Origin of the sequence: Nocardia otitidiscaviarum (assembly GCF_007362295.1) — a bacterium.
Taxonomy (GTDB): Bacteria; Actinomycetota; Actinomycetes; order Mycobacteriales; family Mycobacteriaceae; genus Nocardia; species Nocardia otitidiscaviarum.
Genome location: NZ_CP041695.1, coordinates 5,809,058 through 5,821,709, shown reverse-complemented (window position 1 = coordinate 5,821,709; position 12,652 = coordinate 5,809,058). Strand labels below are relative to the sequence as shown.

General features: G+C 68.4%; 12 protein-coding genes. 7 read left to right on the top strand and 5 right to left on the bottom strand.

Annotation, left to right across the window (positions count from 1 at the left end; all coding sequences use genetic code 11):
- Positions 1–48 precede the first annotated feature (48 nt).
- A complete protein-coding gene (locus tag FOH10_RS36095; RefSeq protein WP_255056107.1) occupies positions 49–180 on the top strand; it encodes a hypothetical protein in 132 nt (43 codons plus the stop codon).
- 53 nt (positions 181–233) lie between these two features.
- Here the strand turns inward: FOH10_RS36095 and FOH10_RS26210 are convergent, their stop codons facing one another.
- On the bottom strand, positions 234–1,829 hold the full coding sequence (locus tag FOH10_RS26210) for a DUF7159 family protein (RefSeq protein WP_143982716.1): 1,596 nt from the start codon (positions 1,827–1,829) through the stop codon (positions 234–236).
- 643 nt (positions 1,830–2,472) lie between these two features.
- Here FOH10_RS26210 and groES point away from each other — a divergent pair.
- Positions 2,473–2,775, top strand: a complete 303-nt coding sequence (groES, locus tag FOH10_RS26205) for a co-chaperone GroES (protein WP_029923772.1) — start codon at positions 2,473–2,475, stop codon at positions 2,773–2,775.
- 135 nt (positions 2,776–2,910) lie between these two features.
- On the top strand, positions 2,911–4,521 hold the full coding sequence (groL, locus tag FOH10_RS26200; protein ID WP_143982715.1) for a chaperonin GroEL: 1,611 nt from the start codon (positions 2,911–2,913) through the stop codon (positions 4,519–4,521).
- A gap of 210 nt (positions 4,522–4,731) precedes the next feature.
- Here the strand turns inward: groL and FOH10_RS26195 are convergent, their stop codons facing one another.
- The 3 genes from FOH10_RS26195 to FOH10_RS26185 all read right to left on the bottom strand — a co-directional run bounded on the left by FOH10_RS26195 (position 4,732) and on the right by FOH10_RS26185 (position 6,252).
- Positions 4,732–5,043 carry an RskA family anti-sigma factor gene (locus FOH10_RS26195; RefSeq protein ID WP_228813285.1) on the bottom strand — a complete coding sequence of 104 codons (312 nt, stop codon included), beginning with the start codon at positions 5,041–5,043 and terminating at the stop codon, positions 4,732–4,734.
- A gap of 1 nt (position 5,044) precedes the next feature.
- On the bottom strand, positions 5,045–5,620 hold the full coding sequence (locus FOH10_RS26190) for a sigma-70 family RNA polymerase sigma factor (protein WP_029923775.1): 576 nt from the start codon (positions 5,618–5,620) through the stop codon (positions 5,045–5,047).
- Between the two features lie 338 nt (positions 5,621–5,958).
- Positions 5,959–6,252: a WhiB family transcriptional regulator gene (locus tag FOH10_RS26185; protein WP_029923776.1), complete on the bottom strand. Its 294-nt coding sequence runs from the start codon at positions 6,250–6,252 to the stop codon at positions 5,959–5,961.
- Positions 6,253–6,830: 578 nt separating this feature from the next.
- Here FOH10_RS26185 and FOH10_RS26180 point away from each other — a divergent pair.
- The 3 genes from FOH10_RS26180 (at position 6,831) to FOH10_RS26170 (ending at position 9,909) form a co-directional block, all read left to right on the top strand.
- On the top strand, positions 6,831–8,057 hold the full coding sequence (locus tag FOH10_RS26180; protein ID WP_143982714.1) for a hypothetical protein: 1,227 nt from the start codon (positions 6,831–6,833) through the stop codon (positions 8,055–8,057).
- 129 nt (positions 8,058–8,186) lie between these two features.
- Complete coding sequence (locus tag FOH10_RS26175; RefSeq protein WP_143982713.1) at positions 8,187–8,768, top strand: sigma-70 family RNA polymerase sigma factor; 582 nt, start codon at positions 8,187–8,189, stop codon at positions 8,766–8,768.
- On the top strand, positions 8,761–9,909 hold the full coding sequence (locus tag FOH10_RS26170) for an anti-sigma-D factor RsdA (RefSeq protein ID WP_143982712.1): 1,149 nt from the start codon (positions 8,761–8,763) through the stop codon (positions 9,907–9,909). Before FOH10_RS26175 ends, FOH10_RS26170 begins: the two co-directional genes overlap by 8 nt.
- 348 nt (positions 9,910–10,257) lie before the next feature.
- On the opposite strand, the gene FOH10_RS26165 is transcribed toward FOH10_RS26170, so the two are convergent.
- Positions 10,258–10,671, bottom strand: a complete 414-nt coding sequence (locus tag FOH10_RS26165; RefSeq protein ID WP_029923780.1) for a DUF5319 domain-containing protein — start codon at positions 10,669–10,671, stop codon at positions 10,258–10,260.
- Positions 10,672–10,942: 271 nt separating this feature from the next.
- Between FOH10_RS26165 and guaB the strand changes: the two genes are divergently transcribed.
- Positions 10,943–12,457, top strand: coding sequence for an IMP dehydrogenase (gene guaB / locus FOH10_RS26160; RefSeq protein WP_029923781.1), 1,515 nt, complete (start codon positions 10,943–10,945; stop codon positions 12,455–12,457).
- The last annotated feature ends 195 nt before the right edge of the window (positions 12,458–12,652 follow it).

The following is a 12,652-nucleotide window of genomic DNA, read 5'->3' as shown; positions in this document are numbered from 1 at the left end:
ACCGATACCGTGCGATCTACGTGGGTGTCGAGGCGTCGGGAGTTCGGGATGTGGTTCAAACGTGTGCTGGCGGCCGTGCTGGCGGGTGGGGCGCTGGCGCTGCCGGGACTGTTGGGGTCGCCGACCGCGCCCGGTGACATGCCGGGCGAGCGGGCGGTGGAAATTCACGTCGGGCGGTGAGGCGGCCGTACGGAATCCGGCGACCAGGTGATCGCCGCAGCGGACTACCGCGCTCAGTGGCTGGATTCGACGCGCTCGGAATTGGATTCGGCGCGCTGAGGATTGGATTCGGCGCGCTCAGGACTCGATTCGAGCGGAGCGGTGACGCTGCCTCCGCCCGCGGAGCCCGAGTTGGATCGCGGGATCCGCGGCGCGGCGGGCGTGGTGGGAGCCGTCGTGCTCGGGCTGTTGGTGCTCGGGCCGGTCGTGCTCGGGCTCGTCTCGCTCGGATCGGGTTCCTCCGTCGGGCTGACGGGGGTGCCGAGGAACGGGCCGAGGATGCGGGGGAGTTCGGCCGGGAAGGGGATCTGCGGCAGCCCCGGATCCGGGCGCAGCGGCGGGGGCGATTGCGCGGGCGTGGTGGGCGTCGGCCGCGGACCGGTGGAGGTGGTGGGGTCGTCCGTATCCGGTGCGGTCGTCGGAGTGGCCGGGGCGGGCCCGGTGCTGTCGCGGTTCTGCGTCATGGGGGCGGTGCCCGGCGCGGTGGTCGTCGGCGTCGTGGTGTCCAGCTGTTCGCCGCTGGTGGTGCCGACCGGGGAGTAGTCGCGGTCCTCGGGGACGAGTTCCTTTACGCCGTAACCGATGACCAGCCCGACCACCACGATCGCCCCGGCCAGCGTGCCCACCAGTTTGGTGAAGGTGCCGACCGGCGCGTCGGTGCCGCGGCCGATCACGGTGAGCGCCGTCGGCTGCGCCGAATCCGCCACCAGCGCGGCGCCTTTCGCGATGGCCGCCTCCGGCTCCGGCACGGTGCACACCGGCACGTCGAGCTGTTCCTCGAGCTCCCGCACCACGGCCGGGACGTTCGCGCCGCCGCCGATCACCGCCACGCACTGCGGAAACTTCGGGGTCCGCGCGAAGACGCCGCGCGCGAACACCGCGAGTTCGCGCAGCAGATCGGCGATGAGTTCGTCGAAATCCTTGCGGGTGAGCTTGAGCGGCTGCCCGGCCACATGGTCGATGGTCACGGCCTGGGCGATGGCCAGATGCTCCTTGGCGGCCCGGCTGCGGTTGAGCAGCATGCCGCGATTGGGGCGGGTGCCGCGGCGCGCCAGATGGCAGTCCAGCAGATGCTGCAGGATCAGCTCGTCGATGGCGTTGCCGCTGATGGCGGTGGTGCGTTCGGAGCGGAGCACGGTGTCGTCGGCCTGATCGGCCACCGTGACCGTGGCCCCGGACGCGCCGAGATCGATGATGGCGATCGTCTCGTAGCGCTCCAGCATGCCGGTGTGCCGCAGGTAGGCGAGCGCCGCACCGGATTCCGGGATGAGCCGAACGTCGCGACGCTGCCGCCCGATGGCCGAGCGGATGGTCTGCGCCTGCTCCCGGTCGCGGTAGGCCACCGCGATATCGCCGGGCGGGGTGTGGTCGCCGTGCCGGGTGGCCGAGAGTGCCGAGGAGTGCGTGCCCACGGGATGGACGATGTCGCGGGACAGCTGATGCGTCGTCATCAACTCGATCGAGGACGCTACGAGATCGCCGAGATCGGAGTGCGCCGTATCCGCCGTGACGACCCGGTAGTCGAAGTGCAGGACGCCGTTGGGAGCGGTGGCGACCGTCGCCGAGCACACCACTTCACTCCCGGCCGAGATGCCGAGGGATGTTCGCATGTTCACCTCCCTTCGAGCGGATGGTCCTGGTGTCGCCGACCATCTCGAACGGACTGCGGAGCCGTCGCGTGGATGGCGAGCGACCCCGAGCTACGGATCCGGCCGAGTCCGTGTCCGATAGGGCATCGGATCCAGCCGTCGATCACTTGCGGTCTTGCTCTCGTCTCAGGTTTCTGCGCGTCGCCGCGCAGGGGGTGAAGCACTCTGTAGATCTCGCCGGAACGCGGGATGGGGGCCGTACCGTGCCCCTCTCGAGGCCGTGCGGTGCCCTTGTCTCGCGACCGTCGTCAATAATGTCACGATCCGTTATCCGAACGTTACAGATTTTCGTTTTTCTTTGGAAGACCTCAGATTCCTCGGCCCGTGGCTCGGTGTGTCGCGTTTGCGCTGGGCTGGCGTCCAGTCGGCTTCCCGGCGGTTGGCGACCGGTAGCAGAGCCCAGCCTTGAGCGCTGGCACTCGCGTGTATAGAGTGCTAGTTGGCACTCGCGCTTGTGCTTCGAGTGTCGGCTTTGACTACTGAGCAGGGGCTCCGGCACCCGCGACGACGGCGCCGTGCTCGGCGGTCAACAACGTGACCGAAACCGTGAGTCCGGGGAACCGCCCCGGGCGAAGAAGAATCCCCTGAAAGTGGAGGGCTCAACGTGGCGAGCGTGAACATCAAGCCGCTCGAGGACAAGATCCTCGTCCAGGCCAACGAGGCCGAGACGACGACCGCCTCCGGCCTGGTCATCCCCGACACGGCGAAGGAGAAGCCCCAGGAGGGCACCGTCATCGCCGTCGGCCCGGGTCGGTGGGACGACGAGGGTGAGAAGCGGATTCCGCTGGACGTCAAGGAAGGCGACGTCGTCATCTACAGCAAGTACGGCGGCACCGAGATCAAGTACAACGGCGAGGAGTACCTGATCCTGTCGGCGCGCGATCTGCTGGCCGTCGTCACCAAGTAACGCCCAACTCTCCGGGGCCCCGCAGGGGCTCGCCCCCTGATCCCCGAGCGTTGCCGCCCCGGTGTCGCGGCTGGTCACACAGCCACCGACCCGGGGCGGAGTGCGTTCGCCCCGGACCCACAGGAGTAGGAACACATGGCAAAGCAGATCGAGTTCGACGAGAAGGCTCGTCGGGCTATGGAGCGCGGCGTCGACAAGCTGGCCGACGCCGTCAAGGTCACCCTGGGCCCGCGCGGACGGCACGTGGTGCTGGCCAAGGCGTTCGGCGGCCCGACCGTCACCAACGACGGCGTGACCATCGCCCGCGACATCGACCTCGAGGACCCGTTCGAGAACCTGGGCGCGCAGCTGGTCAAGAGCGTCGCCACCAAGACCAACGATGTCGCCGGTGACGGCACCACCACCGCCACCGTGCTGGCCCAGGCCCTCATCAAGGGCGGCCTGAAGAACATCGCCGCGGGCGCCAACCCGATGGTGCTCGGCAAGGGCATGGAGAAGGCCGCCGCGGTCGTCTCCGAGGCGCTGCTGGCCGCCGCCACCCCCGTGACCGACGAGAAGTCCATCGCGCAGGTCGCCACCGTGTCCTCGCGGGACGAGGAGATCGGCGAGCTGGTCGGCAAGGCGCTCACCACCGTCGGCAAGGACGGCGTGGTCACCATCGAGGAGTCGTCCTCGCTGCAGACCGAGGTCGTCATCACCGAGGGCGTGCAGTTCGACAAGGGCTACCTGTCGCCGTACTTCGCCACCGATCCGGAGACCCAGCAGGCCGTCTTCGAGGACGCCTGGATCCTGCTGAACCGCGAGAAGATCAGCTCGCTGCCGGATCTGCTCCCACTGCTGGAGAAGATCGCCGAATCCGGCAAGCCGGTCGTCATCATCGCCGAGGACGTCGAGGGCGAGGCGCTGTCCACCCTGGTGGTCAACGCGATCCGCAAGACCCTCAAGGCCGTCGCGGTCAAGGCACCGTTCTTCGGTGACCGCCGCAAGGCGTTCCTGGACGACCTGGCCATCGTCACCGGCGGCACCGTGGTCAACCCCGAGCTGGGCATCAACCTGCGTGAGGCCGGGCTCGAGGTGCTGGGCAAGGCCCGCCGCGTGGTCGTCACCAAGGACGACACCACCATCGTCGAGGGTGCGGGCACCCAGGACGCCGTGGACGCGCGCGTCGCCCAGCTGCGCAAGGAGATCGAGCACACCGACTCCGACTGGGACCGCGAGAAGCTCGAGGAGCGGCTGGCCAAGCTGGCCGGCGGCGTCGCGGTGATCCGGGTCGGCGCGGCCACCGAGACCGAGCTCAAGGAGCGCAAGTACCGCGTCGAGGACGCGGTCTCCTCCGCCAAGGCCGCGGTCGCCGAGGGCATCGTCTCCGGCGGCGGTTCGGCGCTGGTGCAGGCGTCCACCAAGCTGGTCGAGCTGAAGGACTCGCTCTCCGGTGACGAGGCGGTCGGCGTCGAGGTCGTGCGCCAGGCGCTGCTGTCCCCGCTGTACTGGATCGCCAGCAACGCGGGCGTGGACGGCGCGGTCGTGGTCGCCAAGGTCTCCGAGGGCAAGGAGGGCTTCAACGCCGCCACCCTGACCTACGGCGATCTGGTGACCGAGGGCGTCGTGGACCCGGTCAAGGTGACCCGTTCCGCCGTCGAGAACGCCACCTCCGTGGCGCGCATGGTGCTCACCACCGAGAGCGCCGTGGTCGACAAGCCGGCCGAGGAAGAGCCCGCGAACGGCCACCACGGCCACGCGCACTGAGCGTGACCCGCGTGCGCTGAGCATGTGCCGACAGACCGAGGCCCCCGAGACGGAAATGTCTCGGGGGCCTCGTCGTCACTACACCGGGAAATTCAGGGCTCGACCGCGCGTCGAGGGGCCTGTGCCTGTCGGATGACCACTCCCGGTGGTCTGGACCCATCGGTGAGCCGGAGCGGACCGGGCGGATGACCTGTTCGGTGGACAGCCGGATCAGTCGTTGACGGCGTGGTTGTGGCCGTTGCCGTTGCGGGCGGCCGTGCGGGCGAGGGAGATGACGGTCGCGGGGGCCTGGTCGGCGGCGATCGCGTTCAGGACGCGGTCACGGAGAGCGGCGGGTGGTGCGGTGGCCGAGGCGGCTGCGAACAGCGCCAGGGCCTCGCGTGTCTGCTGCACTTCGAGGGTGAAGTCCGCGCGCAGCGCCGGGTCGCCGGCATCCAATAGCCGCTGCACTGCGCGCTGATCTTCGTCGCCGATCGATCCGAGCGCGACAGTGTGCGCGAGATCGATCTGGCTTTCGTTCATCTCACGTCACTCCCAAACTTTTCTTGAGTCTCGTCAGTCCGTCCCGAATACGGGACTTAACGGTAGGTAACCCTACGCCCAGATAGGCCGCTACCTCGGCATACGTCCGTCCGCCGAAGTAAGCGAGGGAGATCGCCTCCCGCTGGGTCTCCGTCAGTGTGGCCAGCCCCTGCAGAACCGCCTGCTGTTCCAGCCGTCGGCCTACTTCTTCGGTGACCTCATCGAATTCGTTACCGAGGGTGCTGGTTCCGTAGGCGACCTCGCGCTGGGCATGGGCCTGCTCGGCGCGGACGCGATCGACCGCGCGACGATGGGCGAGGGTCATGAGCCAGGTAACGGCCGAACCCTTCGCCGGATCGAAATTCGCCGCCGTGCGCCAGATCTGGAGGTAGACCTCCTGTGTGGTCTCCTCGGCGTAGCCGGGATCGTGCAGCACCCGTAGGACGAGCCCGAATACCCGCGCGCTGGTGCGGTCGTACAGCTCGGCGAACGCCTGCTGATCCGACTGCCCGCAGCGTTCGAGAAGTGCGGCGAGTTCGAGGCTTTCGGCTGCGCGAGCCGTCACCGCAGAGTCCACGCGGGGTGGGATGGCGCTCTGGAAGGAGTCGCCCTCTGCGGCCGGCGGCCGCGTTGTCACAACGCTCCGTTCTGTGTCATCGGCCACTACCGTAGCGTGCCGCTATGACCTCCTCTCGGTGGGGGTGGAGGCAAAATGGCTGTCGCCCAGCGTTTTTCGGACAATTCGCCCAACTCGCACTTCGACTTTCGATGACACGCCGTGAGCGTTGAGCCCAACCCGTCCGCGCTCGGCAGTGGCCGGTTGTTTGCTAGGAATTCGAGGCACCGCGGCGCGCGGATGGGAAAGAATCCGAAGTCACACGGTGTGCACAGCCGTCACAGGGCGCTGCGTTCGCCTCACGCGACAACACGTCGCCGATTGCGGCGCGCGTGCATCTCTCGTTCCGTTTCCGACATTCCGCCCCAGATGCCGTAGGGCTCGCTGACCTTCAGCGCGTGCGAGCGGCACTGCATGAGGACCGGGCAGGCGCGGCAGATCTCCTTGGCCCGCATCTCGCGCTGGGCGCGGGCGCGGCCGCGCTCGCCGTCGGGATGGAAGAACACCGACGAATCCTGCCCGCGGCAGGATCCCCGCATCTGCCAGTCCCAGACGTCCGCGTTCGGACCAGGGAGGTGGGTCGGCATAGGCATGTGAACTCCTCAGGTGCGAGCTCGTCGGCATTGTCGAGCGGGTGCTGGTGTGGCATAGGGCCGCATCACAATTCTTCGCGCGGCGCCGATGGCGGCGATGTCGTACGTTAGGACGAACAATGAAATGGCGTCAATAGCCTCACTCGCTCTATTGGGAATACCAGCACATTCGAGAATTAACGTGCTTGCTATTTACAACGGGCCGGTCTGCGGCGATACTGATCGGTTGCCCAGGTGTCGGATGGGGTGTCGACATGACGCCGAAGGCAATAAAACAGCAGTTCACGGCGTATTTTTCGTTACGGTGAGCAACGTTGCGGTGTCATGTGCACATGTGGCTATGGGTGATCTCAGCCATTGCGGGCCGCTTTATGGGTGCGGGCGAGATGGCCGCTTCGAGGCTGCCAGGTTAATAATGTGATACGCATACGAATTCCATACGAACGTGCTGGGGGATTGCGAGCACAGATTTACCCAACGGAAACAGGGCGGGCACTTCGAATGCTGAGAGTTAGCTGTAGGAATGTGCTATGTCGGGCAGCGGCGGACCCGCTCGGCTGCACCGATAGAGTGCGGCCGTGCCTGTGCTCGAAGTGAACTCCGTACTCGCCGAATCCGCTTTCGGCGGTACTCCGGAACGCGCTGCCGCCGGGTTGCCGGTTCCCGCGAACGCGACCGAATCCTGGTTGCGCGCGGTGGCGCTCTCCGGCGTCGGGCACTACGCGGCGGCCCGCGCCGAACTGGCCCGCACCCGGCGGCTCACCCGGGACCCGATCCTGCGCTCCCACACCCTCAGTACCGAGGCCTCGTTCCTGCGCCAGCTCGGCTGGCACGCCTTGGCCGCCACGTTGGACGGTCGCGCCGCCAACCTGGTCCTGCCCGATGCGGACCCGGCCGACCGCGGCCCAGGCCGCCCTGCGGGCGATGACCGCACGCTGCCGGACGCGGCGCGTCACGAGGCGGTTTGCGATGCGTTGACCGGTTTGGCCGCGGATGCCCTCGGCACCGGCCGCCCGAAGCTCGCCGCTCGGCTGCTGCGGCGTAGCCGACGCCACCTCGACGCCCTGCCCGCCGACTATGAACCCGCCTGGCGGCCCCGGATCCGCCTGCACTGGGTCAGCGCCGAAACCGCCCTGTACGCCCCCGGCGCGGGCCTCATCGCACCTCCCGAACCGATTGCCGCTACCCGGTCGGACGCCGCTGCTCGACCGCCGGTGACGCCATCCCGTATGGACGTGGGACACGGTGGTTCGGGGGGCGAGTCCACCGCCGCCGAACCTACGCATCTCGGCCCGGGGCGATCCACCCCCCGGGCCGGCTCCTCCGTGCCGCACGCTGCTGCGCGCGGCGAACATCTCGACCCAGCGCACACCGATCCCTCGTCGGCGCATGCCGACCCTGCCCTGGCGCACGCTGACCCTGCCCTGGCGCATGCCGACCCTGCCCTGGCGCACCCTGACCCTGCCCTGGCGCATGCCGACCCTGCCCTGGCGCACCCTGACCCCGCCCTGGCGCACGCGGCGGCGGCCCTGGCATTGGCGGAGCGGTCGCCGTCGGTGCGGCACCGGGTGAAATCGGGTCTGCTCGTGGCCGCCGCGACGGCCGCGGGAGGTGATGTCGATCGCGCTCGGGAGTTGGCCGAAAATGTCGCTGGGCAAAGTCGGATTTTCGGGTTGCTGCCGCTGCGATGGGCCTGCGCCATGCTGCTGTCGGGCCTGGATTCGGCCGGTGGCGGGGCGGATGAGGCGGCGGTGTGCGCGGCGTTGCTGGCCGCCCGGGGCGGGCGATTGCGAACGGCCGCCTGACATCTGAACCTCGCCCGCGAGTGACCCCGATCTCGCGCCGCCCGCTATTGTTGGACCGTTCCGCCCCCTCGCGGAAGCACGTGCCCAAGGCTGACGTGCCACTTCGTAACGCCAGGAACAGCTCTGACGATGAAGAACACGGGTGAGGAGTTGGACCCCGCCGTCGTCGCTGCCGCAGCGCAGGGCGACCGGTCTGCCCTTTCCCAGGTACTGGAGAGCATCCGCCCACTGGTGGTCAAGTACTGCCGTGCGCGAATCGGAGCCGCCGAACGCGGTCAGCTTTCCGCGGACGACGTGGCTCAGGAGGTATGTCTGGCCGTCATGACCGCCCTGCCCAGGTATCAGGATCAGGGCAGACCGTTCATGGCGTTCGTGTACGGCATCGCCTCCCACAAAGTCGCCGACGCCCATCGAAACGCCGCCCGTAACAAGGCGGACGCCATGGCCGAAGTACCGGATGTCATATCCACCGACCAGGGGCCGGAGCAGCGAGCTCTCGATTCCGAAACCAGTCGCCAGATGAACAAGCTGCTGGCGACGCTTCCGGAGAAGCATCGAGAGATTCTGATCCTGCGCTTGGTCATGGGTTTGTCAGCTGAAGAAACCGCGACCGCCGTGGGCAGTACGGCGGGCGCTATACGAGTCGCCCAGCATCGGGCACTCGCGAAACTCAAGTCACAAGTGGCGAGGGCAGGTGAAATGTATGGCTAGGGATGGCGAGCGCGGTCGGGGCGACTGGAAGGCGCGATCTGGATCGCACAACAGCGGTCCCTACGCCGAGGCGTCCGGTGACACCGGGCCGGTGGACATCGCGGCGGTACGCCGTGATGACGAGCTGATCGAGGCCATTGCCGGTGACGGCGCGGTCCAGACCAGCAGCGCGGACGAGTATCAGCTCGCGGCGCTGCTGGCCAACTGGCGGGCCGAGATCGTCAACGAGCCGATGCCGGCCGGACCGGACCTGGATGCCATCGTCGCCGCGGTGAACCAGGAGGTCGGCGCCAAACAGGCGCGGATCGCGGCCTCGGGTAGCAGGCGACTACGGCTGGTTCGTCCCATCGCCGGTGCGGCGGCCGCCGTGGCCCTGATCATGGGCGGTCTGACGGCGTTCTCCTACGGCGCCGAGCCGGGCGACGCACTGTGGCCTTTCAAGGAGGTCGTGTTCTCCGAACAGGCCCAGACCACCGTGGTGAACCGGGCCGGCAACGATATGGCGCAGGCGCAGCAGTTGATCGACGAGGGCAAGCCCGAGGCGGCCAAGGTACTGCTCGAGCGCGCCGAGGGCAATGTCAGCCAGGTCGACGACAGCGGCAAGAAGGACGATCTGCGGCAGCAGTGGGAGCGGCTGGTGGCGCAGCTGCAGGAGCGGGCCCCGGAAATCGCGGCCTCGCTGCTACCCAGCACCACCAAGGCGGCCGAACCCAGCGGATCGCAGCCGACGACCAAGCCCGGTGGCAATGCCACCACGGCCCCGGTCGCGCCGGATGCCTCCGTGACCACCGAACCGTCGGTGGATCCCCGGATCCTGTCCACCCAGCCGAATACCGGCGGTACGACGGAGCCGAGCGATTCCGCGACGACTCCGGACGGACCGACCACCGATCCGACGGTGCCGAGCACGGAGCCGTCGGACCCGGCGACGGAGCCGACGGTGCCGCCGACGACGGTCCCGACCGCACAGCCCACCACCACGGTGGTGGTGCCCACCGGTCTGCCGCAGCAGCCGACACTGCCGCCCACCGGTGGCGGGATCTCGGGGCTGCCGTCGGTGCCGGGTACGGAGGTGGTGCCGACGGGCGGCGGGCTCGTCCCGCCGACTCAGCTGCCCACCGCTCCGGGCGGCATCCGCTGAGCGCTGGCCGCCGACACTGCGCTGGCCGCTGGACAATCCGGCCGCTGCTGATCCGGCCACTGACAATCCGATAGGGGATCCGAGCCGATAGGGGAATCCGAGCCGTTCGCGGTGGGGATCCACAGGGGCTCACAACGCCGGGCCGCCCGTCCGGCGGTTCGATCACGCACCATCCGATCGCCGACCGGCGGTCGGCTTTTCGTATCCGCGCCTCGCCGCTCCTGCGAAACGATGTGGGCCCGCGCCATTCCCGAGTGGGAGGCGCGGGCCCACACCTGTATCAGTCGTTCCGGTGCACGGCCGGAGTGCCCGCGTCGATCGGGAGGGTCACCCGGGGCGACCCTCGAGTCAGACGTCGAACCCGTCGAACCCGTCGCCGTGCAGCGCCTCGTTCATCGAGGCATCGGCGTAACCGCGGCAGTAGTCCCACGTGACGTAGGCCTCCGGGGTCGGGTCGTACGCGGGTTCGTGCGGGCGCACCGTACCGTCCACCAGTAGCTGGAGCAGGTTGGCGCGCAACATATCCCAATCGTGGTAATGATCCTGCCGACAGTCCTCGCAGCTGACCACGAGTCCGCGGATACCGCGGTGCGCCAGCAGCGCCTCGTACACTGCGAGGTCGGCGAGATCCTCCTCGACCGCTAGGCGCTCGTGAGGATCCAGCGGTTCCCCCGGCTCGATGGCATCGAGCGCGGCCGACGGGTCGGAGGGATCTCCGGCGAATGGATCCGGCGGCAGGCCAGGTGGTAGATGGTCACGCACAGGTCCACGGTACGCAGAGATAGCCCTTCCGCGCCAGCGCTGACACCCATTTGCCCTGACATAACTGGTTCCATAGCGCAAATCCGGCGCTACCGACGTACCCGTCTCCGCCGCCCGCGGCGAGGCGGAGGGCACATCGAGCACAACTTTGCGCGACCGATACCATGGACGGGCAGATGCCGGGTAGCGATCTTCGGTATCGAAATCAATCCATTCGTCCGCCGGGTCCTGCTCCGGTGGGCATTGCCGAGGTCCAGGAGGGGTCGATCCGATGAGCAGTCCCGTGACAGGCGGCGACGATCCGAACAAGATCGCCATGCTCGGGCTGACGTTCGACGATGTGCTGCTGCTGCCTGCCGCGTCCGACCTCATTCCGAGTTCCGTCGATACCTCCAGCCGGTTGACCCGGGAGATCTCGCTGCGCACGCCGCTGGTGAGTTCGGCCATGGACACCGTCACCGAGGCGCGCATGGCCATCGCGATGGCGCGGGCGGGCGGTATGGGCGTGCTGCACCGCAATCTCTCCGTCGAGGCGCAGGCCGCCCAGGCCGAGACCGTGAAGCGGTCCGAGGCGGGCATGGTGACCGATCCGGTCACCTGTCGGCCCTCCGACACCCTCGCCGAGGTGGACGCCATGTGCGCGCGGTTCCGCATCTCCGGTTTGCCGGTGGTCGACGACGCCGGAATCCTGGTGGGCATTATCACCAATCGGGATATGCGGTTCGAGGTCGACCAGAACCGCGAGGTCGCCGAGGTGATGACCAAGGCCCCGCTGATCACCGCCCAGGAGGGCGTGACCGCGGAGGCCGCGCTGGGCCTGCTGCGCCGCCACAAGGTGGAGAAGCTGCCGATCGTGGACGGCAACGGCAAGCTGCGCGGACTCATCACCGTCAAGGACTTCGTCAAGACCGAGCAGTATCCGAACGCCACCAAGGACCGCGACGGGCGACTGCTCGTCGGCGCGGCGGTGGGCGTGGGCGAGGACGCCTGGTCGCGCGCCATGACGCTGGCCGACGTGGGCGTGGACGTGCTGGTCGTGGACACCGCGCACGGCCACCAGTCGGGCGTGCTGCAGATGGTGCAGAAGGTCAAGGCCGAGGTCGGCGACCGGGTGCAGATCATCGGCGGCAATATCGCCACCCGCGCCGGTGCCAAGGCCCTGGTCGAAGCCGGTGTGGACGCGGTGAAGGTGGGTGTGGGCCCCGGCTCCATCTGCACCACCCGCGTGGTCGCCGGTGTCGGCGCGCCGCAGATCACCGCCATTCTGGAGGCGACCGCCGCGTGCAAGCCGCACGGAGTGCCGGTCATCGCCGACGGCGGCGTGCAGTACTCCGGTGATATCGCCAAGGCCATCGCGGCCGGTGCGTCGACTGTGATGCTGGGTTCGCTGCTGGCGGGTACGGCCGAGTCGCCGGGTGATCTGATCCTGGTGGGCGGCAAGCAGTTCAAGAGCTACCGCGGCATGGGTTCGCTGGGCGCCATGCAGGGCCGCGGCGAGGCCAAGTCCTACTCCAAGGACCGCTACTTCCAGGACGATGTGCTGTCGGAGAAGAAGCTGGTGCCCGAGGGCATCGAGGGCCGGGTGCCGTTCCGCGGCCCGCTCGACACCGTGATCCACCAGCTGGTGGGCGGCCTGCGCGCCGCCATGGGCTACACCGGCTCGCAGTCCATCCCGGACCTGCAGGCCGCCCAGTTCGTGCAGATCACCGCCGCGGGCCTCAAGGAATCGCACCCGCACGACATCACCATGACCGTCGAAGCCCCCAACTACACCACCCGCGCCTGACGCGGACCCGCTGGAATTACACCCACCCGCAATGCTTCAAGCCATCGGTGCCGCAACCCCCGTGCTCCAACTGGCGGTGCGCGAACCACTGGCGTACCGATGTGCGATGCTCCACCCCGCAGTGCTCGAAGTGCCTGAACCTGCAGTGCACCACCCCCCGAAGCTCCACCCCACAGTGCTCCACCCCCGGCGCTC

Bases quoted from the DNA above. Each gene is read 5' to 3' on its own strand.
- FOH10_RS36095 (WP_255056107.1), top strand. From the start codon at position 49: ATGTGGTTCAAACGTGTGCTGGCGGCCGTGCTGGCGGGTGGGGCGCTG.
- FOH10_RS26210 (WP_143982716.1), bottom strand. From the start codon at position 1,829: ATGCGAACATCCCTCGGCATCTCGGCCGGGAGTGAAGTGGTGTGCTCG.
- groL (WP_143982715.1), top strand. From the start codon at position 2,911: ATGGCAAAGCAGATCGAGTTCGACGAGAAGGCTCGTCGGGCTATGGAG.
- FOH10_RS26195 (WP_228813285.1), bottom strand. From the start codon at position 5,043: ATGAACGAAAGCCAGATCGATCTCGCGCACACTGTCGCGCTCGGATCG.
- FOH10_RS26185 (WP_029923776.1), bottom strand. From the start codon at position 6,252: ATGCCTATGCCGACCCACCTCCCTGGTCCGAACGCGGACGTCTGGGAC.
- FOH10_RS26175 (WP_143982713.1), top strand. From the start codon at position 8,187: ATGAAGAACACGGGTGAGGAGTTGGACCCCGCCGTCGTCGCTGCCGCA.
- FOH10_RS26170 (WP_143982712.1), top strand. From the start codon at position 8,761: ATGGCTAGGGATGGCGAGCGCGGTCGGGGCGACTGGAAGGCGCGATCT.
- guaB (WP_029923781.1), top strand. From the start codon at position 10,943: ATGAGCAGTCCCGTGACAGGCGGCGACGATCCGAACAAGATCGCCATG.